The organism is Stenotrophomonas sp. JAG2, from assembly GCF_041080745.1.
Taxonomy (GTDB): domain Bacteria; phylum Pseudomonadota; class Gammaproteobacteria; order Xanthomonadales; family Xanthomonadaceae; genus Stenotrophomonas; species Stenotrophomonas maltophilia_AA.
Genome location: NZ_JBEUMH010000012.1, coordinates 92,050 through 115,822, shown reverse-complemented (window position 1 = coordinate 115,822; position 23,773 = coordinate 92,050). Strand labels below are relative to the sequence as shown.

The 23,773-nt window shown below is 63.4% G+C and carries 26 protein-coding genes and 1 tRNA gene; 8 read left to right on the top strand and 19 right to left on the bottom strand.

The annotated features are described in order from the left end of the window. Positions 1 to 48 precede the first annotated feature (48 nt). The gene (locus tag AB9O74_RS15555; RefSeq protein WP_369349856.1) at positions 49 to 408 is read right to left on the bottom strand and encodes an SH3 domain-containing protein; all 360 of its coding nucleotides are present in this window, start codon (positions 406 to 408) and stop codon (positions 49 to 51) included. 320 nt (positions 409 to 728) lie between these two features. On the opposite strand from AB9O74_RS15555, the gene AB9O74_RS15550 reads away from it, so the two are divergent. Beyond that, on the top strand, positions 729 to 1,382 hold the full coding sequence (locus AB9O74_RS15550) for a hypothetical protein (protein ID WP_369349855.1): 654 nt from the start codon (positions 729 to 731) through the stop codon (positions 1,380 to 1,382). Positions 1,383 to 1,486: 104 nt separating this feature from the next. Here the strand turns inward: AB9O74_RS15550 and AB9O74_RS15545 are convergent, their stop codons facing one another. Then, positions 1,487 to 2,068, bottom strand: coding sequence for an NAD(P)H-dependent oxidoreductase (locus AB9O74_RS15545; RefSeq protein ID WP_319206945.1), 582 nt, complete (start codon positions 2,066 to 2,068; stop codon positions 1,487 to 1,489). Between the two features lie 123 nt (positions 2,069 to 2,191). Here AB9O74_RS15545 and AB9O74_RS15540 point away from each other — a divergent pair, with 123 nt between their 5' ends. After that, positions 2,192 to 3,184 (top strand): LysR substrate-binding domain-containing protein, encoded by a 993-nt coding sequence (locus AB9O74_RS15540; RefSeq protein WP_019184298.1) that lies wholly within the window; start codon positions 2,192 to 2,194, stop codon positions 3,182 to 3,184. Between the two features lie 154 nt (positions 3,185 to 3,338). Further along, positions 3,339 to 3,428: transfer RNA gene (locus AB9O74_RS15535), tRNA-Ser, on the top strand. Between the two features lie 36 nt (positions 3,429 to 3,464). Here AB9O74_RS15535 and AB9O74_RS15530 read toward each other — a convergent pair. Both AB9O74_RS15530 and AB9O74_RS15525 read right to left on the bottom strand, forming a co-directional pair. After that, positions 3,465 to 3,707: a helix-turn-helix transcriptional regulator gene (locus tag AB9O74_RS15530; protein ID WP_369349854.1), complete on the bottom strand. Its 243-nt coding sequence runs from the start codon at positions 3,705 to 3,707 to the stop codon at positions 3,465 to 3,467. A gap of 76 nt (positions 3,708 to 3,783) precedes the next feature. Beyond that, the gene (locus AB9O74_RS15525) at positions 3,784 to 5,136 is read right to left on the bottom strand and encodes a DNA cytosine methyltransferase (protein WP_369349853.1); all 1,353 of its coding nucleotides are present in this window, start codon (positions 5,134 to 5,136) and stop codon (positions 3,784 to 3,786) included. Between the two features lie 19 nt (positions 5,137 to 5,155). On the opposite strand from AB9O74_RS15525, the gene AB9O74_RS15520 reads away from it, so the two are divergent. Further along, positions 5,156 to 5,773, top strand: a complete 618-nt coding sequence (locus AB9O74_RS15520) for a hypothetical protein (protein ID WP_369349852.1) — start codon at positions 5,156 to 5,158, stop codon at positions 5,771 to 5,773. A 109-nt stretch (positions 5,774 to 5,882) separates the two neighbouring features. Here AB9O74_RS15520 and AB9O74_RS15515 read toward each other — a convergent pair whose 3' ends face one another. The 5 genes from AB9O74_RS15515 to AB9O74_RS15495 form a co-directional block, all read right to left on the bottom strand. After that, positions 5,883 to 6,065, bottom strand: a complete 183-nt coding sequence (locus AB9O74_RS15515) for a hypothetical protein (protein ID WP_369349851.1) — start codon at positions 6,063 to 6,065, stop codon at positions 5,883 to 5,885. Positions 6,066 to 6,415: 350 nt separating this feature from the next. Continuing rightward, positions 6,416 to 8,914 carry a hypothetical protein gene (locus AB9O74_RS15510; RefSeq protein WP_369349850.1) on the bottom strand — a complete coding sequence of 833 codons (2,499 nt, stop codon included), beginning with the start codon at positions 8,912 to 8,914 and terminating at the stop codon, positions 6,416 to 6,418. A gap of 135 nt (positions 8,915 to 9,049) precedes the next feature. Then, entirely contained in the window at positions 9,050 to 9,730 is a 681-nt protein-coding gene (locus AB9O74_RS15505; protein WP_369349849.1) for a DUF4113 domain-containing protein, read from the bottom strand. Further along, positions 9,661 to 10,089 (bottom strand): hypothetical protein, encoded by a 429-nt coding sequence (locus AB9O74_RS15500; RefSeq protein WP_369349848.1) that lies wholly within the window; start codon positions 10,087 to 10,089, stop codon positions 9,661 to 9,663. The genes AB9O74_RS15505 and AB9O74_RS15500 overlap by 70 nt, the downstream gene beginning before the upstream one ends. A 570-nt stretch (positions 10,090 to 10,659) precedes the next feature. After that, a complete protein-coding gene (locus tag AB9O74_RS15495; RefSeq protein WP_369349847.1) occupies positions 10,660 to 11,631 on the bottom strand; it encodes an AraC family transcriptional regulator in 972 nt (323 codons plus the stop codon). A gap of 104 nt (positions 11,632 to 11,735) precedes the next feature. Here AB9O74_RS15495 and AB9O74_RS15490 point away from each other — a divergent pair, with 104 nt between their 5' ends. Further along, on the top strand, positions 11,736 to 12,980 hold the full coding sequence (locus tag AB9O74_RS15490; RefSeq protein WP_369349846.1) for an MFS transporter: 1,245 nt from the start codon (positions 11,736 to 11,738) through the stop codon (positions 12,978 to 12,980). Positions 12,981 to 13,119: 139 nt separating this feature from the next. Continuing rightward, the gene (locus AB9O74_RS15485) at positions 13,120 to 13,803 is read left to right on the top strand and encodes a thermonuclease family protein (protein ID WP_369349859.1); all 684 of its coding nucleotides are present in this window, start codon (positions 13,120 to 13,122) and stop codon (positions 13,801 to 13,803) included. A 5-nt stretch (positions 13,804 to 13,808) separates the two neighbouring features. Here the strand turns inward: AB9O74_RS15485 and AB9O74_RS15480 are convergent, their stop codons facing one another. The 6 genes from AB9O74_RS15480 to AB9O74_RS15455 form a co-directional block, all read right to left on the bottom strand. Beyond that, positions 13,809 to 14,174, bottom strand: a complete 366-nt coding sequence (locus tag AB9O74_RS15480) for a hypothetical protein (protein WP_369349845.1) — start codon at positions 14,172 to 14,174, stop codon at positions 13,809 to 13,811. Between the two features lie 54 nt (positions 14,175 to 14,228). Next, positions 14,229 to 14,354 (bottom strand): hypothetical protein, encoded by a 126-nt coding sequence (locus AB9O74_RS15475; RefSeq protein WP_369349844.1) that lies wholly within the window; start codon positions 14,352 to 14,354, stop codon positions 14,229 to 14,231. Then, a complete protein-coding gene (locus tag AB9O74_RS15470) occupies positions 14,351 to 15,481 on the bottom strand; it encodes a PepSY-associated TM helix domain-containing protein (RefSeq protein ID WP_369349843.1) in 1,131 nt (376 codons plus the stop codon). Before AB9O74_RS15470 ends, AB9O74_RS15475 begins: the two co-directional genes overlap by 4 nt. Before the next feature lie 8 nt (positions 15,482 to 15,489). Next, positions 15,490 to 17,628, bottom strand: coding sequence for a TonB-dependent siderophore receptor (locus AB9O74_RS15465; RefSeq protein ID WP_369349842.1), 2,139 nt, complete (start codon positions 17,626 to 17,628; stop codon positions 15,490 to 15,492). A 95-nt stretch (positions 17,629 to 17,723) separates the two neighbouring features. After that, positions 17,724 to 18,650, bottom strand: coding sequence for a DUF6624 domain-containing protein (locus AB9O74_RS15460; protein WP_369349841.1), 927 nt, complete (start codon positions 18,648 to 18,650; stop codon positions 17,724 to 17,726). 80 nt (positions 18,651 to 18,730) lie between these two features. After that, complete coding sequence (locus tag AB9O74_RS15455; RefSeq protein WP_369349840.1) at positions 18,731 to 19,279, bottom strand: DUF805 domain-containing protein; 549 nt, start codon at positions 19,277 to 19,279, stop codon at positions 18,731 to 18,733. Between the two features lie 166 nt (positions 19,280 to 19,445). Here AB9O74_RS15455 and AB9O74_RS15450 point away from each other — a divergent pair, with 166 nt between their 5' ends. Next, the gene (locus AB9O74_RS15450; protein WP_346477576.1) at positions 19,446 to 20,357 is read left to right on the top strand and encodes an NAD(P)/FAD-dependent oxidoreductase; all 912 of its coding nucleotides are present in this window, start codon (positions 19,446 to 19,448) and stop codon (positions 20,355 to 20,357) included. Between the two features lie 17 nt (positions 20,358 to 20,374). On the opposite strand, the gene AB9O74_RS15445 is transcribed toward AB9O74_RS15450, so the two are convergent. Further along, positions 20,375 to 20,776 (bottom strand): hypothetical protein, encoded by a 402-nt coding sequence (locus tag AB9O74_RS15445; protein WP_369349839.1) that lies wholly within the window; start codon positions 20,774 to 20,776, stop codon positions 20,375 to 20,377. A 191-nt stretch (positions 20,777 to 20,967) separates the two neighbouring features. Here AB9O74_RS15445 and AB9O74_RS15440 point away from each other — a divergent pair, with 191 nt between their 5' ends. Continuing rightward, positions 20,968 to 21,654, top strand: coding sequence for a class I SAM-dependent methyltransferase (locus AB9O74_RS15440; protein WP_369349838.1), 687 nt, complete (start codon positions 20,968 to 20,970; stop codon positions 21,652 to 21,654). 51 nt (positions 21,655 to 21,705) lie between these two features. Here the strand turns inward: AB9O74_RS15440 and AB9O74_RS15435 are convergent, their stop codons facing one another. The 3 genes from AB9O74_RS15435 to AB9O74_RS15425 form a co-directional block, all read right to left on the bottom strand. Beyond that, a complete protein-coding gene (locus tag AB9O74_RS15435) occupies positions 21,706 to 21,876 on the bottom strand; it encodes a CsbD family protein (RefSeq protein WP_019184192.1) in 171 nt (56 codons plus the stop codon). A 147-nt stretch (positions 21,877 to 22,023) separates the two neighbouring features. Further along, positions 22,024 to 22,767: an SOS response-associated peptidase gene (locus tag AB9O74_RS15430; RefSeq protein ID WP_369349837.1), complete on the bottom strand. Its 744-nt coding sequence runs from the start codon at positions 22,765 to 22,767 to the stop codon at positions 22,024 to 22,026. A 23-nt stretch (positions 22,768 to 22,790) separates the two neighbouring features. Continuing rightward, positions 22,791 to 23,750 carry a cation diffusion facilitator family transporter gene (locus AB9O74_RS15425; RefSeq protein ID WP_369349836.1) on the bottom strand — a complete coding sequence of 320 codons (960 nt, stop codon included), beginning with the start codon at positions 23,748 to 23,750 and terminating at the stop codon, positions 22,791 to 22,793. Between the last annotated feature and the right edge of the window lie 23 nt (positions 23,751 to 23,773).

The window sequence follows — 23,773 nt, the reverse complement described above, 5'->3', positions numbered from 1 at the left end:
CAAGCGGGACGCCGAGGCCGCGTTGGTCTGCACCTGATAAGACAGTTGCTACCCGTCCGTCATCGGCGTCAGCACCCCCAGCGGCACCCACCCAGACGACGTGCCGCCGACCACCTCGCACCACACCCAGCTGTTGAGCACGCGCTCACCGCGCACGTGCTGGCCCACGTCGACATCCAGTTCGCGCGCACAGTAGGCCTCGGCGGCCATCGCATCGCCCTGCGCGTCCCTGCCGATCACCTGCGCCGGCACCCAGCCTGCGGCCTGGCCCGGCGTCTGGCACAGATACCAGTTGTCCCAGCCTTCGGGCCCCTGATAGCGCTCGCCGACCTGCAGCGCGTCGCCGGGCTGCAGGGTGATCGGGCGGGGGAACTCACTGCGGTGGGTCTGGACGACGCGGTAATCCATGCGGAATCAGCTGTGTGCAAAGGGCCCCCAGCTTAGCGGCCATTCCCGCGACGCTGCAGCGTTGATTGCGTCATCGGTGCGGCTTCCAGAAAGGAAGAGAGGCAGATCAGAAAGCGCCTTGATGAAATGTAGGAGAAGTTGACGGCCGAGTGGGCGGAAGTCGGCGTAGAGGGCCGCAGAGAGGGCAGGCACAGGGCTTCGCGGATTGAGCATCCGGTGGCGGCTCGCACGGCCCGCACGTAGCGGTGTGATCGACGCCCATTTCCTGCGGCACACAGCGAACAGGCTGGGCACCGACCTCTACTTCCACAGGACGCCCGGTGAACACAGCGGCTGCACCCCTCCCATCCTCCAATCCCGCCGGCATCGCCGCGTGGCTGATGCTGGGCATCGCCTGGCTGTGCTTCCTGATCCCGTTCCCGGGGCTCGGGCTATTCCTCGGCTGGCCGCTCAATCTGGTGGCCTTCATCCTGGCGATCGTGGCGATGGCCAAGGGCGGCGCCGGCAAGGGCATCGCCCAGCTCCTGCTGTCCCTCGTCGCCTCCCCGGTGGTCTACCTCGTGGGCGTCGTGGTGTTCGCCGGCACCGTCAGCGCGATCAGCCAGCCGGCCCTCGATGCCAAGGCTCCCGCGGACAAGGGCAGCCAGCAGGACATGGCCATCGCGCCCGTCGCGCCTGTCGAAATCACGGCGCGCCAGCTCTATCGGGACTACGAGGCCAATGAGGTCGCCGCCGACGTCCTCTACAAGGGCAAGCGGCTGCTGATCACCGGCGAGGTAGCCACTATCCAGACCGACCTGATGGATGAACCGCAAGTGCTGCTGAAGGCCGGAAGCTTCGAGCAGGTGATGATCTCCGGGCTCTCCAGGGAGGCAGCCGGCGCGCTCGGCAAAGGCGAGGCTGTGACCGCGGCCTGCACGGGCAACGGCATGATCCTCGGATCGCCGGTGACGCGGGACTGCGAACTCCAGTAAAGGCGGAGCCGCGTCCAAAAAAAAGATGGCCCCGGGAGGGGCCATCTCTGCCACACCCACACCGTCACGACGAGGGGGAGGGAACGGTGTGGGTCGCGCGTGGCTCAGGCTGCGGCGAGTTCTTCCGGCTGCGGCAGCGCGGCCAGGGCCTGGGCAATCGCATCGGTGCGGTGCTGCGGCGAGTAGGCGATGCCCTCGGCCCGCACGAACTCGACGTTGTCGATGCCGAAGAAGGCGAACACCTGGCGCAGGTACGGATCCTGGAAATCGGTCGGGGCACCGGTGTGCAGGCCGCCGCGGCTGCTGGCCACGATCACGCGCTTGCCGCCCGCCAGGCCCACCGGGCCGTTCTCGGTGTATTTGAAGGTACGCCCGGCCACGGCCAGGCGGTCAATCCACGCCTTGAGGGTGGAGGCGACGCTGAAGTTGTACATTGGGGAGCCGATGACAACCACGTCGGCCGCCAGGAACTGCTCCAGCACCTGCTCGGCGTCGGCCACTTCGGCCGGGTCGGACTGGGCCAGGGACGAGCTGCGCAGGTGCGGAACGGGCTGGGCGTCGAGGTCGCGGTAGCTCACCTCCAGGCCCGGGACCTGGTCACGCCACTGCTGGACCACGGCAGCGGAGAGCTGGCGGGAGACCGAGTTTTCGCCAAGCACGCTGGCGTCGATGTGAAGAAGCTTCATGGCAATCACCTGATTCTGGGGGAGGGGCGGTAGACGCCGCCGACGGAGAACAGGTTAGGTTGTTGCTTGATTGGAATAAAGGTGGTTGAATACCACGTATTGTTCTATATCTGGAACTTCGGTATGCAAGACCTCAACGACCTCTACTACTTCGCCATGGTGGTGGATCATGGTGGCTTCGCCGCAGCAGAACGCGCGCTCGGCATCCCCAAATCCCGCCTGAGCCGCCGTATCAGCCAGCTGGAAACCGACCTGGGCGTCCGCCTGCTGCAGCGCTCCACGCGTCGCTTCGCGGTGACCGACGTCGGCACCAGCGTGCATCGCCACGCGCAGACCATGCTCGCCGAGGCCCAGGCCGCGCGTGAGGTGGTCGACCGCCTCAGTGCCGAGCCACGTGGCCTAGTCCGCGCCAGCGTGCCGGTCTCGCTCGCGCAGATGCAGCTGCCCAAGCTGCTGCCGATTTTCCTGGCGCAGTATCCCAAGGTGCGGCTGCAGCTGAACATCAGCAACCGCCGCGTGGACATCATCAACGAAGGCTACGACGTCGCCCTGCGAGTGCGCTCGCGCCTGGATGACGATGGCAGCCTGGTGATGCGCAGCTTCGGCCAGGTGCAGGAACTGCTGGTCGCCAGCCCCAAGTACCTCGATCGCGCCGGCCGCCCGAAGGATCCGGACGAGCTGACCAACCACGTCACCCTGAGCATCAGCGAAGACGAAGCCCGCCAGCGCTGGGAACTGCACGGCCCGGAAGGCGCGGTACGCCGCGTGGACCTGCAGCCGCGCGTGGCCGGTTTCGATTTCCCGCTGCTGCAGAGCATGGTCAAGGACGGCTTCGGCATCACGATGCTGCCGGAAACCGTCTGCGCCGACGCCGTGCGCAACGGCGAACTGGAAGTGGTGCTGCCGGATTGGTCGCTGCCGCAGGGCATCTGCCACGCCGTCTTCGCCTCCCGCCGCGGCCTGCTGCCGGCGGTGCGCGTGTTCATCGACTTCCTGGCCGAGCACCTGCCGCCGCAGCTGGAGGCCTCGCGCCTGGATTGCGGTGGCGCGTGCGAGCGGGCCAAGGAGAAGATCAAGGCGAGTGCCTTGGGTGCGCTGGCGGTGGATGCGGGCTGAGCCCGACCGCCGGCGGGTGGGCAAATCCCACCTGAAATGCGAGAATGCGACCCCCGGCCAATGCCGGGGAGCCATGCCGGACGGGGCGCTGCCCCGACCGGTTGCCTGGGTTGCAATGACCTGGGCACGCGGGGCGCGGAGGCGCTACCGATACGGAGAGATGGCCGAGCGGTTTAAGGCACCGGTCTTGAAAACCGGCGAAGGGTCATTCCTTCCGTGGGTTCGAATCCCACTCTCTCCGCCAAGACCTTCTGCAAGTGACTGAAATGGCAGCTAAATTCTACGCTGCCAAATTCTGTCCCATACAGTCTCCCATACTTCCGTCGCCGATCACTGCGGCGCAGAAGCGGTCGATATCCGATTTCGCCCACACTGTGCGAGTTCCCAATTTCCGCTGTTTGGGGAAATTGCCCTGCGCCATGCGCCGGTAAATGGATGCCCGGCTGAGTGAGGTCCGGATCATGACGACCTCGATGTCTTGGAGGTCGGCGGCCAGATCTGCTGCTGTCTTTGTCCCGCTCATTGACGGCTCCTTCTCTGGAAGCTGTGACCGGCGGCGCAGGCCGGAGACGGCTCGGGGTGGCTGATGTGTCGCTGGGTCATGCTGCTTTCTCCAGAGCGGGCTGAGTTGCCGCATCAATTCGGGTGCCCATCCGCCTGATCACCGGGACGGCAAAGCTGTTGCCGAGGATCTTGTAGCGGGGGCCGTCCGCCATCCGCTTTCCCTTCGCGTTTGGCATCAGGGGCCAGTAGTCGGGGGCGCCTTGCAATCGCTCGCACTCACGCGGCGTGAGCCTGCGGACGCCCACGTCGCCAAACACTGCGGCATGCCCACCGCCATGCTCCGCGCGAAGGGTCCCCGGCACGTCGCCGATCGACAGACCGTTATCGCCGGCGGCTTTGCAGTCGAATGCCGCCAGCTTGCCCGTCCACGAATCCTGGCCTTTGGTGCTGTGGTTGGCATCAAGCGTGCCCGCCACCTCCGCTACGGTGATCGGCGTGCCGCGGCCGGACCCATCTTCGCTACCGTTGAATCCGTTGGCGGTGAGGGTATGGGTGTTCGGCTGGACGAGAAATGTCGCCACCTCGAAGTCAATCCGCATGCCCTTCGCAGTGAGGCACGCAGCTACTTCGAACTCTCCGCTGGTATAGCCGAGCGTGTGCGGTATCAGACTGCTTCCATCGTCGCATTCGGCGCGCGACCCTGGGCCGCTACTTCTTCCAGCGCCAGCCGTAAGGGTGCTGGCAGTTCCTTCCCCGCGCCGCGGCCCAGAATCCCCGCGCAGACTGTCGGGCTCAAGAAGTACCTTGGATCGATGGGCCCAGTCTCCAGTATCGAGGACAGCGAACACGCGACGGCGCCGCTGCGCCACTCCGAACCACTGCGCGTCAAGCACGGACCATTCGACGAGACCGTTGTCACCCAGGGCAACGCCTTCGCATCCCCAGCCATTGCGGGGGACAGGCACGACGGATCCTGCCATTGCGCCAACCGCGACAGCAAAGTCTCGGCCCTTGTTGCTGCTGAAGGCGCCTGGAACATTCTCCCAGACGAGCCAGCGCGCCCCGCAAAAATGTCGAGCTGCATTGAAGATCCTCATTTGCTGATGGAACAGGCTGGACCGCGCACCGCCTACGCCGGCGCGGCGTCCAGCGACGGACAGATCCTGGCAGGGGCTGCCGCCGATCACGACGTCGATCGCGCAAAGTGCCTTTATCTGTTCGTCGGTGATATCGGTCGCTGCCGAGATTCGGTACGTTGGGGGGGGGGGCAGCAGGGCGCAAGCTGCTGGTTCGATCTCGGCCACGCCCACGCACTGCCAGCCGAGGGGTGCCCAGGCAAGGTGCGCGGCCTCCATGCCGGAGAAGAGCGAGATCTCAATGCACCGCTCCAGAGCGGCCGAGCGGTCTATTGCAGTTTTGCTGGCTGTGAACCAATATCGGGCCTGCAAAATTACGACTTAGTACCCAATGCCACTCTCCTTCTTCTGCCCCCAAGCTGCTCAATGGGGCGTTGTTGCAGACTACATTAACGGCGCAATTGCTTTGGGCGTCGGCGTGGCCGTATATAGGCTCGGCACTAAGACTCAAGACACCAGTGATCAGGTTGCCTCTATGGAGCGGAAAGCACGCGGTCGAGAAGATGCCTTGCATCAAAGAGAAGGGGAAGGAATTCTTCTCTACACCTATCCTGACATCTTGCTCGCCGAACGCTCTTTGCAGGACATTCGAAACAAGCTGACCGGCGTGATCTTCGAGGCAGTATACAAAGGGGATAGAGCATTCCGCGAGCGAATCGCTAAGCAAGCAGATGAAATCGAGGTTCCCCTTCTTGCTGAGGTGATACATCGAGTCCATGTTTTGGATGATGACGCTGCGGGAAATGCATTGATGCTCTTGGGCGGTCTGCGTGGACTCAAGTACACGTCGCATCTTGCTGGGCAGATAAGCGATGGCGATTTGCGCATCGATGAGTGCTTTAAAACTATTGTCGAAACGCTGGATCAGCTCATTAATTGCGGCAACATGCTTCAATCGCTTGGAGATGCTGTAATGGAAAGGCTTAGCGCGAGCAAGTCTCTCGCATAGGTTTGAGTTTCCAGTTGCAAAGTTTTTGATGCCATTGCGGCGGTTGGTGTTGGCTTCAAGAGTGGAGGGCGGTCGAGTATTTAGACCGTCGGCTGAGAGATGAATGTTCTCAACCATTGCTGCATTCCTTGATTTCGGCGACGGGTCGCACGGTAGTGCGCTGGTTGCGCAGGGGCTGGACGTTGGCCAAGGTTACTTGCGCACGGGCCGCCGACAGCAGATCCGCATAGACGCCTTGCTTGTCGACGCGGTCGCCGATCATTTCGTAATCTGGCCAGCCGGCATCGAGCATCCGCTCCGTCGATATATTCGGCAGACCGTGCTCAGCGGCAACTTCTTCGAAATGGTGGTCTCCGCCGGATTCTCGGCTACCTCGACTACGCGCGGTTCGATACACCGATCACCGGATGAGCAACAGATTCAGGCCACTTGGTCGAGCAGGTTGGCGTGGTTGCACTTTGGGGCATTTTACTGTGCAGCTAGCGCGGCGGTTTTTCAATGGCTGGGGCCTCAATGGCGGCGGGCGAGCTGCAATTACAGCTCTTAGCCAGATGGCAGTGAGCCGGGTGCCTGTTCGCACCCGGCTATTCTCCGGCACCACCTAGAATCAGTGGCACTAATACCCATCAACTCGAACGTCTGTTATGCAGCCGTGCAGGCTTTAAACCATTTGTGATCAAGTGCCTGAAGCGTATCGTCATCAAAAATACTATCTCTGCGTGCTTGTTGAATCCAGTCATTCCAATCATCTTTCAGGTTCCGCTCGCCCTCTGGAACCAATCTGGATATGGGTAGAAATTGCTCCGCATAAGTAAAGAAGGCAGTGAAAGGATGAGCTACAAGCTCCGTTCTGCGGGCAATCGCTCTCGCGTGCAGTAATGCAGCCTTGCCCTCTTGAAAACGTTCTATTGCATTTCGGGGTTGACTAACTCCCAAGGACACCGCTTGCGCCATGCATACCCGTCCAAGTGTAGTATATGGGAAAGCATGATTTTCCCTGGACACTGCCTCTTTAGCATAGGAGTAAGCCTTGGGGTGGTCGTTGGCCTGACTCTCCAACAGCGCTCTTTGCTCCCAGAATCTAGAGTTGTGTCCGAATGCTGTCTCAACATCGCTGTAAACCTGGCGGGCGCTATGCACATCTCCGACAGCGTCAAGAACTGCGCCGCGTCGCGTTATTGCTCGACAAACGAGATGAGTGTAAGTTTTGGCTCGAATTGCTGAAGTTGTAACAAGGGGGGCAAGTGATGAAATAAGTTCAACTAACACACTTTGCCGTAACGAATAGTCTTTTCTTTGATCGAAAAAGTGAGATGCCAGAACTCGGTGTCTGAATGCCAAGCCCTTTGGATTTATGGTGAATATATCCGAAAGCTCACCGCTGTCACTGCAGAGTTCGCCTAACGTGACGGGGTCAATTCTTGAGGCGATACTCGCATTTCTAACGGGCAAAGGGTATCCCCACCTGTGGGAAAGGCTCACTGCGTGTGCAAGCAGTAGTATATTCTCAGAATTTATAGAGTTATTGACAAATTCATTTAGTCTTTGCTCGAATCCTCGTCCAGTCCCACCCTCTAGTGCTGCCATCGCTGAGAAAACGTTGCCATCATGCATATTGACAACAAATTTTCTGAATGCGCTCTCGGTGGATTCGGTGAACGAGCCAAGGCGGTGCTTCGCCTTCCTTCTCTGATAGAGCGATCCTGCGTCGTTGCTTGAGAATCTGGAGGCATCTGTCGTGTGAGGAATTGTTCTTCGCAGATCATTTCTCATCGCTCTGCTACGAGTTGAGCGATCAACTGCAACTATTGCAAATTTTGACTCTCTCTTTATCAGTTCTGTTGCAAGCTCCCCGATTTCAAAGGAATAGTCTGCCGCCATATCAAAGCCGAGCACAATCTTTGAGGTGGTAGGCATGCATCTGGCAATAGCCCCAACATCAATGCCCTCATCATTTCTAAAAATATACGTTAAATCAGAAAAGGAAGAGCACTCCCGCAGCACTCGCAGTAGGCTGGTTGACTTTCCGCATCCTGCGGCACCGGTAATTATCACTACCGGGATTTGACCATCAGACCAGCATCGTTCGATGTAGCTTACAGTCCTCTTGGAATTTTGAGTATATGCATCCAAGTTGTTTTGGATGTCTTCCCATTTTGGCTCGTCCCCGGCATAAAAGTCGTGGCGTTGCATCCTTGATTTGGGTGGTGAGCGCTGATTCGTGAGAAGCTGAAATTGCGCACCCAGTATTCTGGCATCGTTGAGTGACGCGCCTGGCGCAATCGAAGGTGGATTCTTCTCGAGGTACTCGTCTACATCGACCTTTAAAGCGGCGAAGAACGTTTCGCCCGGACAGTCTATAGGGATGAGGCCAAGCCTATCTCTGAAACGCTCCTTCGCAGCTTCGTCCGCTCTATATACGACGGCCAAGGAAGGCATGTCTCTTGAGATTCGGGATTGATTGCCAGAGCGGATCGCTCTTGACAGATCGACTTCTCCGACCGCCGACGCGCCGCAAAGGATGAATGGTTGATCGCTAAATTCCGCGAAAAATGCTTCGTGCCAAGATCCTGGGCTGCGAGTTGCCTCCACGTACTCCGGCAGCGAAAAAACTAGCTGCTCATTGGAGGGCTTGCCGCCATGGGTTAGTCGGCCGTGAAGGTAAACTACGTGGATTTCGTTTTCTAGGTGGGGTACTGGCTGATACCCATCCTTGAAGTGGAAGCTCTTGAGCTTTTTCGACGCATCCCGCCAAATGGACTGAGGCAAGTCGTCGATATTGAGTGTCCATAATCTTCTCCACGCGAATGCGGCGACACTCTGATGCCAGGTGGGCTGAAGGCCTGTAAGCACACTTCTTAGGTATGCATAGACTTTGGTTGCGTCTTTTACTTTGAAAACGGCATCCTCATAGGCGCTTGGTAGGTCCGCTGCGGACTGCGGTATCATCGTTAATGAGAATTGCTTTGCCAGCAGCTTTGCCAGTTCCAGGGATGTCGGTGCGGTTTCCTGTCCGGGATGGCTACACTGCGAACCTAGAGAGAAGCCGGCTCCGGTCAGCAAGGAATACTTGCCTTCCGCCACGCCCCTAACGATTTTCGCCGCATCTTCAACCGACACGCCCAGCTTGCAAATTTCCATTTTTTAAGCATCCTCAAGTTAGGCTGCCTAGGCGGGTGGCCATGGCAGTCAGTAGGCGATAGTGCAACGTGATACATGTCGGCGCAATGGCGACAGAACTGACAGGAGCTTGGCTTGTGAAGGGCGGCGGAATGGTCAGCATCTCGCTAGACGTATCTCGTGCACGGATGTCGTGTAGTTGGCGGAGCGCATGTGCTGCCGCATTCCCCATTCGGCCTTTTCCTTCCACCCAGAAGCCCCCAGCACGGCGACGCCGCGGCCGAACTTGCGGTTGATCTGGTCGAGAGTGTCCATGAGCCTCTGGTCGCCGGCGACCGCTGGCGCAAACAGTTCCTGCTGAACGTCCTCCGGTCGCGCTGGATCAAGCAGGGCCACGCCCGTCTTCTTGTAACCGATGCCCTCCTGCAGCAGGCCGCGCAGGAGGCGACGAACGACGCCCGGCACCAGCATGGTATCGCTGGTCGCCGCCGGCAGTGCCATCGTCCGGTTGGCGGCGTGCTGTGGCAGCTCCGGGCTTAAGGAGTCGGAGTGCGCGAAGATCCACAGGCCGGAGGCGACCAAGGCGCGAGCGCGCAGCTTTTCGCAGGTACGCACGGCGAAGGTCGCCAGCGCCTGGGCCACGGCCTCGTGGTCGTGCACCCGGTCAGCGAAGGAGCGGCTCACCATGATCTGCTGCCGATCCGGCTCTGCTTCCTCCAGGGACATGCACGGATGGCCTTGGAGCTCGCGCTGGGTGCGCGCCAAGGTCACCGCGAACTTGGCGAGGATGTCGTCCGCTGGCGCACCACGTAGGTCCGCGGCGGTGCGGACGCCCATTGCCACCAGCTTCGGCGCCAGGCGCCGGCCGACACCCCACAGGTCCTCCACTGGGAACTGGCCAGCAGCACATCACGGGCCGCCCGGTTTCCGAGATCCACTACGCCCGTGCCGGTCTTCGCCGCTTTGTTGGCGAGCTTGGCCAGCGTCTTTGTCGGCCCGATGCCGATGCAGTTTGGTCTGGCCGTCCAGCGCCGGGCGCGCAGTTCCTGCGCGAAGGCCTCATGGCGGCGCACCCCTGTCAGGTCGATGAAGTTCTCATCGATGCTGTACACCTCCACGCGCGGAGCTGCCTCCCGCAGGATGGAAACGACCCTGGCGCTCATGTCGCCGTAGAGGCCAAAGTTCGCCGATCGCATCTAGAGGCCGTGTCGCCGAACCAGATGCTTCAGCTCGTGCGCCGGCTGGCCCATCTTGATGCCCAGCGCCTTTGCTTCGGCCGAGCGAGCGATCGCGCACCCGTCGTTGTTGCTCAGCACTACCAGGTACGCCGCGCCGCGCTGGCTGGAAGACGCGTTCGCAGCTGGCGTAGAAATTGTTGCCGTCAGCGAGGCCGAACATGGCCGCGCCTCCGCTGAATCTGGCGCACCACGCCCACCACCGCGAAGACCTCCACCTCCGTGCCCTGGCCCAGGTCGTCGGGGCCGTTGCGATCTTGGCGGCAGTGGCCGGAATGAATTTTGGGTGGACTCTTTTTCGGCGGGAACGCAGGAGCGCATAGCCTCCTACTCGAACCGGCCGAAAGCAACGCCCGTGGGAGAATCTCCACTCTCCAACGCGGTGGCGACTCGCGGGTGATGGCGAGTCGACGCACTACCGCAGATCACCTTCGAAGAGAGGCTGCGCGCTTCAATGCGATCGCCAACCGACTGCAGCCCGTTGACTACGCTCAGGCGGCTTGAGCAACTGACCCCAAAAAAACGTCCCCCCTATGGCGAGGCCAGGGGACGCCCCCGCCGAGTCGCACCAGGCGAGCACCCCATCACGCGCTTGTAGGCCCGACTGAAAGCAGCCTGCGACGCGTACCCAAGACGCTCTGCCACTACCTCTATCGATAGGTTTTGGTGGCTCAGCCATTCGCTGGCCAACTGCATTCGCAGCTCAGTCACGTACCGCAGGGGCGCGGTTCCAATGATGGTCTGGAACCGGTCTGCGAAGACAGACCGTGATATGTTGGATTCCGCAGCCAGTGCTTCGACGGTCCAGTCACGCCCAGGGTCTCTGTGCAGGGCAAGCAACGACAGCGATAGACGAGGGTCGCGCATCGCAACGACTAGGCCTGATGCGCCGTCGCAACCGCGCTCGACCCAGTCACGAACGATCATCGCGGCGACTGCATCCGCCAGCCGGGCGAGTATGCCTGCATAGCCAATGCGTCCGGAGCACACCTCGCGCTTCATCGCGTCGACCATCGGCAACAGCCCAGTGAACGGAGTGGCGTTGCCATCGGCCAACATCACCGCCGGCATCACCTTGCTCAACCCTTGCATGCCACCCAGATCGAACACCATGCATCCGTGGAAAAGCACAGCGCTTGGCACGGCATGTGTGCTGGGGCATGTGTCTATCCCGCTCACCGCGTCGCCCAGTGGGGCGGCGTCTATCGTTTCCAGACACTGGACGGGATGGTCCTCGCCCGACAGCAACGCGTGGCCGTCTCCGCGGGGAAGCAGCACGACATCCCCGGCGGAGAGAAGGTGTTGGCTGCCGTCCGCGCCACGAAGAATCGCATTGCCCACTGCCAGATAATGGAAGTAGGCATGGCCTGGCTTCGGCGGAAATCCAAGCCCAAAGGTCGGCCCGGTCTGGATGCGTCGGTATTGAACGCCATGCAGCCGCATCCCGGTCAACAGCTCGCTGATCAGGTCGGAGGACTGGGACGGGTATGGAGCATGGCTCACTGAGGCGGCCCGGGGTTTCGATCAAAAATACAGGTTGGACAATCATAGATCATCCGGGCCTGGCTCCCTAGACTCTCGGCTGCACGAATGCACTGGGATCTGTGATGAGCAATAACGTAGTTGATGCCGCGAACGCGCCTGATGCTGTGGACAGCGGTCGGGAAGAGCCGTCTTCATCGGCATGGGTGGCCGTGTTTTCGCTGGCCATGGGTGTCTTTGGGCTGCTCACGGCGGAGTATCTGCCTGCCAGCCTGTTGACGCCGATGGCGGCGGACCTGGGGGTGTCGGAGGCGCTGGCCGGTCAAGCAGTGACGGTCACGGCTGTTGTGGCCCTCTTCGCTGGCCTGCTTGTCCCTCGGCTGACCCGTTCGATGGACAGGCGCGTGGTTCTGTTGAGTTTCACGGCGCTGATGATTCTCTCCAACGCTTTGGTGGCGTTGTCGTCGAGCATGGGCGTGCTGCTGGTGATGCGCGTCCTTCTGGGCATCGCGCTGGGCGGTTTCTGGAGCATGGCGGCGGCCGTGGCCATGCGGTTGGTGCCGCCCCAACGCGTGCCCCGCGCGCTGTCCATCATCTTCAGCGGGATTGCAGTCGGCACGGTGGTGTCCGTTCCGTTGGGGAGCTACCTCGGCGGGCTGCTGGGCTGGCGCAGTGCGTTCTGGGCGGCGACGGCGGTGGGTGGACTCACGTTTGCGTTCCAGTGGTTCACGCTGCCCCGAATGGCCCCGCGCAGGGCGGCGCTCCCGGAGTCGGTGGTGGGTCTCTTGCGCCGGCCGGGGGTTGCGGTCGGAATGCTCGGCTGCGTTCTGGCGCACACCGGTCAGTACTCGCTCTTCACTTACATCCGCCCCACGTTGGAGAGCCTGGGGCAGATGAGCGCTGATGGCCTGGCGCTGATCCTGCTTGGATTCGGCGTGGCGAACTTTGTCGGCACACTCCTGGCCGGCTGGCTCATGGAGCGCAGTTTGAAAGTCACGTTGGTGCTCATGCCTGCCTTGGTGGGGGTGGCGGCGCTCGGCATGGTTCTGTTGCCGGTGGGCGTTGGCGGGCTGTCGATCCTGGTCGCGCTGTGGGGTCTGGCCTTCGGTGGCGTGCCCGTTGCCTGGTCGAGCTGGGTCGCGCGTGCGGTGCCGGACCAGGCCGAGAGTGCCGGCGGGATGGTGGTCGCTGCCGTCCAGTCCTCCATCGCAGCGGGGGCCGCCTTGGGCGGTCTGGTGTTCGGGCTGGGGGGCATCGTTGCCGTCCTCACCGTGGCTGCGGTGGTGATGCTCCTCGCCAGCCTGCTCATCGCGTTCCGGGTCAGGGTGAGCCCGCCGACGTTCTCGGCAGGTCCGGCGTTGCATATTTAGGCGGCCACACCAGGAATGCACATCGGGAGTGAAGGACTGTCGATCTAGTCGGCGTCCTGTCTCCGCTTCCGCTAAAGTGCTCGGCCCTGTTTTAACTGGCGCTCGCTCCCGGGCGTGCACGTGAAGGACGTTGTTGTTGATGGTGGTGAAAGGTCTGGTGGTATTGCTTTTGGTTTCTGCGTCGGTTCCTGGTGTGGCAGCAGAGCTGGTCGGCCGCGCGACGGTCACGGACGGAGACACCCTCACCGTGGCGAAGCAGCGCATCCGCCTCTGGGGCATCGACGCTCCGGAAAGCGCGCAGCAATGCACCGCCCAAGATGGGCGCACTTGGCCCTGTGGGCGTCGGTCAGCCGCCGCGCTGGACGGCTATCTGCTGGAAAAAACCGTTCGTTGCCAGCCCAAGGACACCGACCGCTACGGCCGGGTGGTGGCGGAGTGCTTTGTTAAAGGTACGTCGGTCAATCGGTGGATGGTGCGCTCCGGTTGGGCGGTCGCGTATCGCCAGTACGCCACGGCATTCATCGCAGACGAGGCCGACGCGCGGCAGCACCAGCTGAACCTCTGGCAGGGGCCGTTTCAGATGCCAGCTGACTACCGTCGCAGCAAGCGTGAGCAGACGGCACGACACGCCCCGGTAGCCGCGCAGACGGCGCCGGGCGGATGCCGCATCAAGGGCAACATCTCCCGCCAAGGCAAGAAGATCTATCACGTGCCCGGCCAGCGGGATTACGAGCGCACGAGCATCGACACGAACCACGGCGAGCGTATGTTCTGCAGCCCTGCGGATGCACTGCGAGCAGGGTGGCAGCCGGCGAAGCGCTGAGGTTCTCAAGGCCTCCCATGCAGGCGGCGGCGGCGCAGCGCCCCGGCTGCCGCCGCGATGGCCATCGCAGGCACCGACAGCACCAGTGCGTATACCAGTCCGGCCAGCAACAACGGGCCAACGCCCGACATCACGGCCACCACCGGCACCTGCAGCGCCATGAGCAACAGTCCCCATAGCCACGCCTTGCGGGGAAAGCAGGCGCCTAGAACGGCGGCGATACCCAGTGCGATGGGATAGACGACGGTCCAGAACGCAGGCGCGTCCCAGGGCTCGCCGCCTGGTGTCCGCCAGGCCACCAGCACCCAGAACACCACGCCGATCTTCAGCGTGACAGCGCTGGCTGCAAGAAGATTTCCCGTCATCCGCATCGTTGCTCTCCTGCACGAAGATCCAGCATGCCATCGTTCGACGGGTGAGCGCTTCTACTTCATTGCTTCCATCGGCACCAGCGACGCCCACACCAGCAGCAGTGCCAGCCACAGCCAGCGCCAGCGACCCATGCCGTACCACGCCGCGCGCCAGGGGCCGGGCAGTTTGTCCTGACTCATGTCTGCCGCCTTTTAGCTGCTGATCGCAGCGAATCCACTGTGCGAAGTCCGTAGAGATACACGCCGGTGAAGCACAGCCCTGTCACCAGCGTGCCGGCCAGCAACCACAGCAGCCGGAAGGGCCACCCACCGAAGCTGCCGAAGTGCAGGGGATCGGCCATTTCGGCGATGCGCTGATGGACCCCCAGCGTACGGCCGTCATGCATGCCGATTACGTGCCCGGTGCGCAGGTCCACGGCAATGTTGTTCGCCCGCTCCCGCACCAGCCAGGCGTCGGCCTCGCCCATGAACAGGATGCTGCCGCCGTCGCGTGCGGGGATGGCGCCAAGAATCCGAAGACTGGGCCATTGCTGGCGGACGGTCCGAACGGCAGCGTCGACGGCGACCGGGTCTACGGCGGCAACGCGTTCATCGCCCTTGGCCAATTGCATGGTTGGCGCGGCCGGTGCATCGCCGCCGAGGGATTCGATCAGATACCACGCCCCGGTCAACCCGATCAGCAGCAGAAACCAGAGTGACCACACCCCGGCCAACCGATGCACATCCCCCCACAGGCGGCGCGGTCGCGAGGCGTCAGGACGTTTGAAGAAACCGCGCCACCACTTCTTGTAGATGTACAGGCTGCTCAACAGCGACAACAGCAACGGGATGGACAGCGCCGCCACCAGTGGCACGCCCCAGGCCACCGGCAGCATCAGGTGGCGATGGGTGTTGCGCAGCAGCCGTTGCGTATTGAACCAGCCCGTGTCGCCGGTCACCTGCGCGGTGTAAGCGTTGATCCAGACAAAGCGTCGCTTGCCGTCGGGTCGGCGCATCTGCGCACGCGCGGCGAACAGGCGCGTGTGGCCGGCGGAGATGCCCTCCAGCTCCCAGTCCGGATGCGCCGTCTGCGCGGCCTGGATGACCGCCCCCCAGCCGGCTTGTTCACCACCATCGGCGACGCGGATGGGGGAATGCAGCAGCCAGTCGATCTCCTGCGAGAATACCGCCAGCGTGCCGGTGAGGCAGACAAAGCCCATGAACAGGCAGAGTTTCAGGCCGAGCCAGCTGTGCAGGTCGAACCACAGCCGCCGTCCACTTCCGCCGCGCGCAGGACGGTTGGGGGGCGTTGGCGCAGGCGGGCGCATGGGCAGGCTCAGAAGGAGTACGCAGCTTGCACGTAGACGCGGCGTGGTTCACCCGGGAAGTGGCCGGTGCGCTCGGTGAAGCCACTGGCCGCATAGACCTTGTCGAACAGGTTTTTGACGTTGGCCTGGAACTGCCACTGCTGCCACTGCGTCTTCCAGCTCATGTCGAACACGGTGTACGGCTTTACCCGTTGGCCATCCAGGCTGACGCGCTCATCCACGTAATCGGCGCCGAAGCCGATGGCGGAATGGATCGCCGGCAGGTCGTAGCGCGTCCACAGGCCGAGCTTGTTCTGCGGCGCATTGGCGAAGCGGTCACCGGAGGCATTGGTGATGCCGTTGCTGCCGGCATCCTTCACCCGCGCATCGTTGTAGGCGTAGGTCAGGTTGAGTACCCAGCGTTCGGTGACATCGGCCAGCAGATCCAGCTCCATGCCGGTACTGCGCACCAGGCCCAGGGCGGCCAGTTGGTTGACGCCGTCCACGATCTCGCCGGTGGCCTGCACGATATTGCTGCGGTCGATCCGGTACGCGGCCAGGTTCAGGGTCACACGCTCGGCCAGCAGGGATTTCAACCCGACTTCCCATTGTCTGCTGCGTTCCGCATCGAACGGGCCGCCCGACTCGGCGCTCTGGTTGGCCGCGCTCTGGGGCATGAAGCCGCTGGCGATGTTGGCGTAGACATTGACGCCTTCCCGCACGGTATACGTGCTGCCCAGCCGCCAGCTGATGTCATTGCCGTCCACGCGGGTGCCGGCAGTGCGGTCATCGTCCTTGAACCCATCCCAGCGCAGTCCGGCCAGCACATGCCAGCGCGGGGTCAGCGTCAGTTCGTCCTGCAGGTAGCCGCCATAGCGCTTGCTGCGCGTGCTCGTGCTGCGCCAGGGCAGGGTGGCCAGGTTGTAGTCGCGCCACGAACTTGCGCCATATACCGGGTTGAACAGGTCAATGCCTGGCACCGGGCCGGCACCCCGTGCCAGGTCGGCGCTGTTGGCCGTCTGCGCGGTGAAGTCGGCATCCTGCTGGTACACATCGGCGCCGAACAGCACCTTGTGCTCGATGTTGCCGGTGCTGACGCGCCACACCGCGTTGCCGTTGGCGGTAAATGCATCGTTGTCGCGGATCTGGTTGCGCAGCTGGCGGGTCATCCATTCGGGCACGCCGTCGCGGTTGCGGTCGATCAGGCCCATCGGCTCGTGGTAGATCTGGTGTTCGTTGTTCTCGAACCAGCGTGCACCCACATCCACATCGAGGTTGCTGCTGGGCGAGAAGCGATACTGCGCCAACGCGACCTTGGCCCGCATGTCGAGAAAGTCGGTGGCTTCGTTGTGGTTCCAGCGACGGTCGGTCAGGAAACTGCCGTTGTCGTCCACCGGCACGCCGCGCAGTCGGTTTCCGCCCAGGTTCTGGGTGATGTCGGTGAACTGCAGGGTCAACTCGCCGGTGTCGCCCACGTCGAAGGTGAGCGACGCATCACCGATCACGCTTTCGCTGTCCGCGTTCCAGCGCACGCCCTGTTCGGTGTCGCCGTACAGCCCGGCGCGGTAGCGCACGCTGCCAGCGGTGTTCATCGGCCCAGTGGCCTCGATCGACGCAGCCCGGAAATCGTTGTTGCCGGCCTGCAGTTCAATGCGGTGCTCGGGGGTGGCTTTGGGCTTGCGCGTCACGTAGTTGATGACGCCTCCTGCATCGCCGCCGCCATACAGGGCACCGGCCGGACCCTTCAGGACTTCCACGCGCTCGATGTTGAACAGCTGCGGCACCGAAAAGCCGGCATAGGGGTCGCCGCGCAGGCCGTCATACAGGACGTTTTCCTGCCGGAAGCCGCGCAGGGTCACGCCCGCATAGCTGAAAAAACTGATGCCGCTGATGCTGCGGTACAGGTCAGTGATCTGGCGTGCCGCCTGGTCTTCAATCAGCTCACGCGGCACCACCTGGATGGACTGCGGCACCAGCGCCAACGGCGTGTCCGTACGCGTGCCCACCGTGGCGTCGTCCACGCGGTAGAGGGTCTGGGCCCGCCCGAGCACCTGCACGGCGTCCAGCTGGCGTACATCGGGCGAGGAGGGCGGGGCCGAATGGGCCGAAGCGCAGGCCAAGGTCAGGGCCAGGCCCAGGGCAGAGAGACGAAGCGATGGGCGGGTCATCGGGCGCGGGGAGGGGTCAGGTGCGAATGAGAAATATTAACATGTAGGGTGAGTGAGTGACGGTTGCTCGGCAGCGCCGCTGATCCTGCGGCAGCCTACTTGACCTGCTTTCCGTACATCTCCGCCAGCATCGCCTTGTACGCGTCCAACGGCTGCAACCCAACCGCCCGCCGCCGTGCATCCAAGGTTGTCAGATCCTCGGTAGGCCGAAGCTCCATGACCCCATGCCCGGCGTCCGCGAACTGGGTCCCGTAGCGCTGCGGCTTGCCCTGCGCCAGCAACACCCGATCGGTCAGCAGTGCCATGTCCGCAGGGTCGGCATCATCAGCCTCGCTGGCCTTCTGCATCAACGCCAACGCCTGCGCCTGGAACGCGGGGTCATGGTCGGCATGCTGCACGATCAGCCACGCCGCCTTGGCGCCATCGCGGCCGACGCGCGCCATGCCGGGCCAGCCCTTCTCGGCGATCACGGCTTTCAGCCACGTTGCATTGGCTTCGCTCACCGGAGTTGTTTGCCGCCATGCATCGCCGCCGCCTGCCGCGATGGCGGCATGTTGCGCCGCCTGATCCTTCGCCTCGCGTGCGAGCAACGCCTGTCGCAGTGGCGCATCGCGCAGCGCATCGTGTTTTTTCTCTTCGGCCATCACCCGCTTCAGCACCGCCGGCCACGCGGGATCGGCACGCAGCGCATCCAGGCCGGGGCGTTCTTTCGTGCGCAGATCGTCCAGCGGCAGGCGACCGCTGGCGAGCAGCACATCGATGTATGCGAAAGCCGCTGCATGATCGCCCGCTGCCGCCGTGCACTCGACCAACAACAGTTCGCCGCCCTCGGGGAACTGGATGCCCTGCCGGTGCAGGTCACTCAAGGTGCTGCTGCATGCGGCATAGTCGTTGTTTCCATACTGGTCAAGCGCCGTGAAGAAGCTGGGCGGCTCAGCTGCGACGGTGCCCGCTGCAAGGAGGGCGAAGGTGAGTGTTGCCGCACGGGCCACAGGGTGGGGGCGTATCAACCTTGAACGCATCGCAGTTCTTCCATGAAGGGCGTGCAGGAAACGTAGCTGCTACCTGCCAGGGAATTCAAGCCCTCGTCCCGCCGCTTGGGTCATGCGTCCGGTTGCATGAGGTCTGGGTCACGCGCGCCAAAGCGATTTGATCCCGGCGTAGGGGGAAGCAGCATCAGCGGGAAGAACACGAACACGCCCAACGGCACGAGGACGAGAAGCGCCAGCCAACCGGATTCGTCGATATCGTGAAGCCGCCGGATCGTGACGGCGATCAGGGGGATCACCAGGACGGGGGCCAGCAGCGCCGCCAGCACCATGCCCGTGATGACCCATCCGGCACTGTAGGTCCACATCATCAGGGCGTAGCAACCGCCAAGCACGCCGAAGGCAAGCAGCGCGAACGCCCAGAACTCCCTGCGGCTGGCGCGCCCGTAGAACGTGCTGTAGCGCCTCAGCGGGAGAAGTGCCAGTGCGATGCCGCGGGTCATGCCCGGCCGGCGGAGAGGTGCGGTGGAAAAGGTCGATGTCATGCGGGCTTCATCCAAATGGCCTGTCGGCGACACGGCATCGCGCAGATACGTGCTGCCGCTTGCCTTGGGGACGGGTTGTGCGACGCCCAAGGCGGTGCTTGCCCGGTTGTATAGCATGGTGAATTCCAGTGCCTGCTGAACTACCCAGCGGCGGTAGGGGCGCCTCGGTGTTCGGCTCGACGGCCCGCTGTGATGCATGGGCTCACACGCTGTACGCGCGGCGTTGATCCCGCCTCACGCACTCTGGCGCATTCGTCACTCTGCGAGATCGCAGGACAGCGCCATGGCCGATCTGGCTCCTGATCGTTTGGATGTGATCATCATCGGCGGCAGCTACGCCGGCATGTCCGCAGCGCTGCAGCTGGTCCGCGCCCGGCGCAAGGTGTTGATCATCGACGGGGGAAAACCGCGCAACCGGAATGCGCGCGTCGCCCATGGGTTCCTCGGCAGGGAAGGCCTGCCGCCGGCGGACATTGCCTCCCAGGCCCGCGACGAACTGCTGCGCTATCCCACCCTGACGTGGCTCACCGATACAGCGGTGTCGGCACAGGTGATCGATGACGGCGGGAGCTTCCAGGTCACGGTCGAAGAGGGCCAGACCTTCGTGGCGGATCGAGTGATCCTGGCCCACGGGGTGACCGACGACCTGCCCGACATCGACGGCATCGGCGAACGCTGGGGCCGGAGCGTTTTTCATTGCCCGTACTGCCACGGCTACGAGGTGTTCGAAGGGCGCATCGGTGTGATTGGCTGCGCGAAGGATGGTGGCGCGGCCCAGGCCCTGTTGCTCTGCGACTGGGGTCGGATCACGCTGTTCTGCAGCGAGGCATCCGCCAGGATCGATGCGGAGCAGCATGCACGGCTGGAGGAGTGCGGCGTCGTGATCGAATCGGCGCGGGTGACGCGCGTGGAAGACACCGCCACGGTGGTGCTCGCCGATGGGCGGCGGGTGGAGGTGGATGCGCTCTTCATCTCGCCGCATTCGCGGCTGTCCACGGATCTGGCCGGGCAGCTGGGCTGCGAATTGAAGGATGGCGGCTGCATCACCACCGATTCGGCCAAACAGACCACGGTGCCGGGCGTGTTTGCCTGCGGCGATGCAGCCCGGATGGCGGGCAGCATCGCGTTGGCAGTGGGCGAGGGCGCGCTGGCAGGTGTGGCGGTGCACCACTCGCTGATGGGGTTGCTGGAGTAGCCGGTGCTCGAACCCGCTCAGCTGGCGGGGGGAATCAGCTCGGCGGGGAGCAGGACCTGCACGGGGAGACGCTGCGTGTTTCCAGGTGCAGGCGTGTAGCGCTCCACGAAGAAGCCACGCGCAACGATCGGTGCTACGGGATCATTCTCCGCGCAATCCGTGCACTCCGCGCTGATGACGGTGCCCGTGCTGTCGATCCGGACAGCGTAGGTCTTGTTCCAGGGAACGGCCCGCCTGTTCATTTCAGGCGGCACGATGATGTCCATGCCGGCGGCTTCGGCGAGGGGAAGGGACGTCGCGTGGTCATAGATCCAGTAGTCGCGGAGCTCCTTCGTGCCCTTCAGAACGGGACCGTCGCTGGCCGCGGCGGCAGGTACGAGGGCGGCGCCCACGAGCAATAGCAGGATGTGTCGATTCATTTCAGGCGCTCCTTATCTGACTGCCGGTCCGCCGTGACGGCAATGACAGTGCCGTCCTGGCGGGCATTACTCGCTTCGAGTGTGTTGATCCTACTGAAGGCACACCGGTCCAAAATGTCAGAAAAGTCTGAAATCACGATTTGAATGTAACAGCGGATGTTACATTTAAGACCCCAAGGTCTGGTGGTCGCATGTCCTTCTCTGATCCCGATGCCGTCGCCCAATACGCCGACAATCTGGTTCGCCAGGTGCCCGGCGTTCACGCGCTGCACCAGATGACCCACGTCCTGCTGGCCGAACACGTGCCAGCGCAGGGTCGCGTATTGGTCCTGGGGGCGGGCGGTGGCATGGAGCTGAGGGCATTCGCAGAAGCGAGTCCCAGCTGGTGCTTCACCGGCGTGGATCCCTCCGCCGAGATGCTAGGGCTGGCGAAGCGCACGCTGGGAGTCGAGCTGTCCGCCCACGTGGACCTCATCGAAGGCTATATCGACAGCGCGCCGGATATCGCGTTCGATGGCGCCACCTGCTTGCTGACGCTGCATTTCCTGTCAGCGGAAGAGCGTCTGCAGACGCTGTGCGCACTGAAGCGTCGCCTCAAGCCAGGTGCACCGTTGATCATCGCGCACCACAGCGTGCCGAGCGATCCGTTGGAGAAACACAGGTGGTTCCAGCGCTGGGCTGCGTTCGTGGCGGCACGCGGCCTGGTGGGAGAGACAGCAGCTGCACGTGCCGACAGCATCGCCAATCGGCTGCCCACGTTGTCGCCGCAGCAGGAGGTAGCGATGCTGAAGGAGGCGGGATTCAAGCGGCCTGATCTGTTCTATGCCGCGCTGTCATTCCGAGGTTGGGTGGCGTACGCCGGCGGTGCACACGGCTAGCCTCCCACTGCTCTCTGCCCGGGTCGGGTCAGAGAGCGGTGGGGTCAAGACTCAGCGGCGAGCGTCGTCCCGCGCCTTGCCCACGTCGCTTTGGACTTCGCCAACACCTTTCTGGATCTTGCCTTCCACTTCCTTCGTCTTGTCGCCGGTGACCTTGCCCACGACTTCCTTTACGGTGCCCTTGACCTGGTTCTTGGCGCCTTCAGTGCGATTCTTGTCCATGGTTGACTCCACGATTGGTTAGAGAGAGGGCCCGTGTTGCTGGGCATCTCCACCCTGACGGGAAGGCGGTGGCGCGAAGGTGAAATCCGCCGCGCGCGCGGAATCTGTTCAAGCGCCGGAAAGGTTGATGCTCACGCGCGCTGCACGTCATTCATCCGCATCGTGCTCGTCCCCTCCATCGTCTTCCCACTCCTGCGCCTCGGCGGTTCCGGCTGCGGCATCGGGATCGACAGGTTCCAGCAGCGTGTAATCGTCACGCGCTGGATCGCGGAAGGCACGGCTCACCGGATACGCCTCCAAGGCCGGCCTGGACGCTCGGGCACTCAACGCCGCAGGCGTCTTGAAAGCACCGCTGAGCCAGTCAAGCGCCGTATCCGCATCGAGGAAGATCGGTCCATCCGGGGTCAGTGGCGCAGGGATCGCGGTGTTGGGACCGGTCAACACGGTGAAGCTGTCCAGCTGCTGGCCGTCGTCGCCTTCCCAGTGCTCCCAGAGACCTGCCGCCAGCAGGGCCAGGCCATCGCTGCGCTGCACGAACAGCGGCCACGGCGGTCGGCGCTGCCGGTCCCATTTGTAATAGCCGCTCAGGGGCAGCACGCACGGGCGCTGCGCCCACGCCTGCGCGTAGATGCGGCTGCGGGGCGCGCGATCCAGGCGGGCGGTGACGGTCGTGTAGGGCGTGGCCGGTTCCTTGGACCAGCGCGGCACCAGGCCCCACACCATGTCGGCCACCGCGATCGAACCATCGTGGTCACGCGCGAGCACGGTCGCGATGCCGCCCTTGCCGATGTTGTAGTGGTCCGGCGCGGTCGCCACCGCGCGTGCCAATGCGGCGGGAAGCCCGTCGGGCAGGGAGGCGGTATCGGCGATGGCTTGGGCGAATCGACGCATGCGTGGTGCAGTGTCCAGTGTGCTCAGCTGTCGGGATGCGGCTCCCCGAGCGCCGCACGTCGTGCCTGGAACACCTCCGGCGTCTGTGGCTTGACGAACAACGCCACCAGCTCGGGGTACTCGGCCTTCACCGCCTTCTCGATCCGCGTGATGCACGCCTCGATCTGCGGCGTGGTGCGATCATCTTCGAATTCCGCACTCAGCATCGCCACGACCTGGTCCGGGCCCATCTGCATCGTGGTCACGCCATTGGCGCGGCGCAGATCGGCATCGGAGCTGGCCACGGCGAGGATGCGCTTGGCGACGCTCGGGTGCGCCGGCTCACCCACCAGCAGGCCTTTGGTTTCGCGGGCGAGCAGGAAGGCGGTGACGGCGAGCACGCCTGCGATGCACAGCGACGCCACGCCATCCAGGATCGGCATCTCCAGCAGCTGCGCGGCGAGCAGGCCGACCAGCGCGAAGCCCAGGCCGAGCAGGGCGGCGCTGTCTTCCAGCAGCACGGTGAACGTGGAGGGATCCTTGCTGCGGCGGAAGGCTTCGAAGTAGCCCAGCGAACCCTTGGTGGCGCGGAACTCGCGCAGCGCGATCCACCACGAGGTGCCCTCGAACACGATCGAGACGCCGAGCACGATGTAGCTGATCAGATGGTTGGTGGCCGGCTCGGGATTGCGGATGTGCTGGATGCCTTCGTACGCCGATACACCGGCGCCGGCCGCGAACACCAGCAGCGCCACGATGAAGCTCCAGAAGTACAACTCGCGCCCGTAGCCGAAGGGATGCAGGGTGTCCGGCTTCTGCTCCGCGCGGCGCAGGCCATACAACAGCAGCAGCTCGTTGATGGTGTCCACCAGGGAGTGGACGCCCTCGCTGAGCATGGCCGAACTGCCGGAGATGCCGGCAGCGACGAACTTGGCGATGGCGATGGCGAGGTTGCCGGCGAGGGCGGCATAGATGACGAGACGGGAGCCAGTCGGCTTGGCCATGGCGGTCGGCGGGAGCGGGGAGG